Here is a 4,434-nt window from a genome sequence, read left to right on the forward strand (position 1 = left end):
ATTAGGCTACGTATATACTTTTTATTTTCCGATAATTATATTCCTTACTTTTTCAACAATAGGTGCCATGTCATAATATTTGTATTCAGCCAGTCGTCCTCCGAATATTACATTGCTTTCTTTGTCTGCTAACGATTTGTATTTGCTATAAAGAGAATTGTTTTTTTCATCGTTTACCGGATAGTATGGTTCCATTCCGTCTTTCCATTCAGTGGAATATTCTTTGGAGATAACCGTTTTAGGGCATTTCTCAATGTCTGCTCCAAACATCTCAAAATGCTTGTGCTCAATGATTCGGGTATAAGGTATTTCTTTTTCAGTGTAATTGATTACCGCATTTCCCTGCAAATTGCTGCAATCGTGAATTTCTTCTTCAAAACGGACTGTGCGGTATTCCAGTTTGCCGAACTGGTAATCGTAATATTCATCAATCTTACCTGTAAAGACAATTTTGCTTGCAATGCTTTCCCAATACTTCCTGTCTTTAAAGAAATCCGTATTTGTTCGAACCTCAACCCCTTCTAATAATCCCTCTATCAATTTGTTATATCCTCCTATGGGGATTCCTTGATATCTGTCATTAAAATAGTTGTTGTCGTAAATAAATCTTACGGGTAATCGTCTGATAATAAATGACGGAAGCTCTGTACATTTACGCCCCCATTGTTTTTCTGTATACCCTTTAATTAATTTTTCGTAGATATCTTTTCCAATAAGAAGCAAGGCCTGTTCTTCCAGGTTTCGGGGTTCTGAGATTCCGTCTTCCTGCATTTTGCGTAATGCTTCGGCCTTCTGTTCTTCTATTTTGGCATGCGCTGCTTCTGGAGTGGTAACCCCCCACATCTGATAGAAGGTGTTCATGTTAAAAGGAAGGTTATATAACTTCCCCTTATAATTGGCTACAGGGCTGTTGGTATATCTGTTGAACTCTACGATGGAATTTACAAAGTCCCATACCTTCTTACTGTTTGTATGAAAGATATGTGCGCCATATTTGTGTACGTTTATACCTTCTATATTTTCGCAGTAGATATTTCCTCCGGTATGAGGACGTTTGTCTATTACCAAACATTTCTTTCCTTCTTTAGAGGCCTTATAGGCAAATGTGGCTCCAAACAGGCCTGAGCCCACTATCAGATAATCATACATGTCTTTACTAGGAATATGTTGTTAATTATAAAGGAATTTCGGGTCAACTTCTTTTCTTTGTCAGGAAGTCTTTGAATGTGTAGTAGAGCTTATCTTTAGTAAGCCCTAAATAGATTGCATAGATAATAATGCCAGTTGCTATACATGCAATTAAGCTTATAATACTATTCGTATTGCTTGTTAGTGTGATGGGAACAATGGCAAGTGCCATGATGGCAGTTCCTATGCAATAATTAAGAAATGATTTTGATTTCCAGTTAATGGGGATGTACCTTCTTCCGATAAGCATCATGCTGAATGTGACTAAAAATTCAGCCACAAGCGTGGCTATGGCCGCGCCATCTTGTGAAAGAGAAGGGACCAGGCATAAATTGAGTATAAAATTTGATGCAGCTCCAATAGCTGTACAAATAATCACGATATTTTCTTTTCCCTGCGGATATAATATTTGTATACCCAGAATGCCCGACAAACTGATCAGGACAATGATAGGAGATATTAGCTGCAAGGTAGTTATTGCTGCGTGGTATGTGCTGCCGCAGAATAAGATGATTAGTTCTGGAGCCAGAACAATTGTTCCGACAGTGATGGGCAATGAGATTGCAAAAATAAACTCTGTAGCTTTTTGAGCCAATCGGTTGAACTCCTCTTTTTGCTGGTTGGACAGCAGGTTTGTCAGCCTTGGAAGCATGACTGTGCCCAGTGCACTGGTTACTCCTAATATCATCTGTGAAAGGCGGGTTGCCGCTGTAAACAGACCTACACTCTCTGTGTCTTTAATAAACCCCAGCATTACCGAATTAAGATTGACGTATAAGCTGATAATAAGGTTTAATACAAAAATCCGTAAGGCCGGTTTGAGGTGCTTTAATGGATGGAGTTGTTTAAAAGGAATGAATGAGATGTATTTCTTTAACCGTATGAAGTTGAAAATATTTCCTCCTACCACGCCTACCACGCAATACATGCCATACCATAATATGTCTTGTGGGGTTTTGACACAGATGAAAAGAATAAAGAGTGCCGAAATCTTCACAATCAATCCCCTTATGGTAATGTATTTAAAATCTTCGATGCCTTGGTAAAACCATTCGCATCCAATGGTGGTAAATAAGATGCTTGTGCTGAGAATTAAAAATAAGGGGATATTTACTTGGATTTCAGGAATCAGCAAGCATAGGATGAAAACAAGAAGGTAGCCTAAAAAAGTCAGAGAGAAATGGAGAAGCAGGATTTCCAGTGTGGTTTTATTGCACTCGTATAGATTGTCTCGTACTTTCGCAATTTCTCTGATTGCATACATGGGAATGCCTAGGCATGTAAATAAAGATATATATTGAATTATAGATTGGTAGAAGTTGACTTGTCCGATTCCTTCTGCTAACATTATCCGGGATGCATACGGAAATGTAAGTACAGGAAAAATTAAACTGGAAACGGTATTTATGAGGTTGAATATATAATTTGTTTTTATGGACTTGGACATGACCTCTATCGTGTGGCTTTAGGGTACGCTTCGCCGTTACCTGTCCCATACCAGTCCATCCTGAGAAGATAAAAAAGGTATGCAAGGTAAGCGTGATAGTTCGTTTATCTTACAAAAATACCCCCTTTCATCGAAATGTCAAAAGGAAATTCCGATAAAATGAGTTTTCAATGGGTTTTAGTAGACAAATGAGTAGAAATCATAAATACTGCATCATTTTTTCTTGTTTTTCCAGATTGTTTTTCACCTGCTCCAAACTGCAACTACGTTTAGGAGAAAACTCTTTGACGTTTTACTTAAAATGTACTTGCGTTTGGAACAAAACTCTTTGGTGTTTTGGATAAAACGTAAGTGTGTTTTTAGATGTTCTTAAAATTGCTGATAATCAGTATTGAATTATTCTCCTTTTTCCTGTATCGGTTATTTGCCGGTGGATGATTAATTACAGAGCTTGTACACTTTTCCATGACATAAAAGTGAAAAACACAGAATTTTATGTAAGTTTGCAAGATAAACACATAAAGATACATGGAAGATTTTTTATCGACGGCGGTCAATGTAACTGCCACACGTGGCAACAGCTTGATTAACAGAAAGATGATTCTCCGCATTTTGGGTATTCTGCTCTTTATGGAGGCAATTATGTTTCTGGCATGTGCGGGCGTTTCCTTGTGTTATAGAGAGGAAGACTATATTTATTTTATTTACACGACATTGATTAATATGGCTGTGGGGAGCGTACTGATTCTGCTAGGAAGAGGAGCCGAAAACCGGGTGACACGGCGCGATGGATATTGTATCGTAGCGTTCACGTGGTTGCTTTTCACCGGATTCGGAATGCTGCCTTTTTATATAAGCGGAAGTATCCCTTCAGTCTCGGATGCGTTTTTTGAGACTATGTCGGGTTTTACGACAACGGGAGCAACTATTCTGGATGATATTGAATCGCTTTCGCACGGAATGTTGTTCTGGCGAAGCTTTTCGCAATGGATTGGAGGATTGGGAATAGTGTTCTTTACGATAGCCGTACTGCCTATTTTCGGGGTAGGTAATCAGGTCCTTTTTTCGGCAGAGGCTACGGGGGTGACACACGATAAGATTCATCCGAAAATCAGTGTCATGGCTAAATGGCTGTGGACAGTGTATTTCATGCTGACTGTAGCGGTAGTGGTGCTGTTACTGATAGGGGGAATGGATTTATTCGATGCTGCATGTCATGCTTTTTCCACAACAGCTACCGGAGGATATTCTACCAAGCAGGCCAGTGTGGCTTATTGGAATTCTCCTTTTATAGAATATGTGATTGCCATCTTTATGATTCTTTCAGGTATCAACTTTTCGCTTTATTTCATGTGCATGAAGGGGCGTTGCAGACAGTTGCTCAAGGATGGTGAGCTCCGGTTGTACCTCATATCCATCGGGGCGGTGACACTGATAATTACCGGGGCTTTATATTGGCATAATAATTATGGGTTGGAGGAAGCTTTCCGGAAATCGCTTTTCCAGGTGGCTTCTATCCATACTTCGTGTGGCTTTGCTACGGACGACTATAATATGTGGCCACCTTTCACTTGGTTGCTGCTTATTTATACGATGGTGGCAGGAGGATGTGCCGGTTCTACTGCGGGTGGGGTCAAGAATGTACGTCTGCTGATTCTGTTGCGCAACGTAAAGAATGAGTTTCATCGGTTGATGCATCCCAGGGCGGTGTTGCCGGTAAAGGTGAATCGGATGGCGGTGTCACAGCATACCATTGCTACGGTAATGACGTTCGTTGTATTTTATTTTGTCTGCATTTT

At 39.7% G+C, this 4,434-nt stretch carries 3 protein-coding genes; 1 reads left to right on the forward strand and 2 read right to left on the reverse strand.

Translation table 11 applies throughout. The features are described from left to right. Positions 1–21: 21 nt before the first annotated feature. Entirely contained in the window at positions 22–1,149 is a 1,128-nt protein-coding gene (gene glf, locus ACMJ0U_RS04900; protein ID WP_417128544.1) for a UDP-galactopyranose mutase, read from the reverse strand. Positions 1,150–1,192: 43 nt separating this feature from the next. Further along, on the reverse strand, positions 1,193–2,635 hold the full coding sequence (locus ACMJ0U_RS04905; protein ID WP_417128546.1) for a flippase: 1,443 nt from the start codon (positions 2,633–2,635) through the stop codon (positions 1,193–1,195). A gap of 528 nt (positions 2,636–3,163) precedes the next feature. Between ACMJ0U_RS04905 and ACMJ0U_RS04910 the strand changes: the two genes are divergently transcribed. Beyond that, a partial coding sequence (locus ACMJ0U_RS04910; RefSeq protein ID WP_417128548.1) for a TrkH family potassium uptake protein occupies positions 3,164–4,434 on the forward strand: 1,271 nt, incomplete at its 3' end.

The organism is Phocaeicola sp. (assembly GCF_048170425.1).
Lineage (GTDB): Bacteria > Bacteroidota > Bacteroidia > Bacteroidales > Bacteroidaceae > Phocaeicola.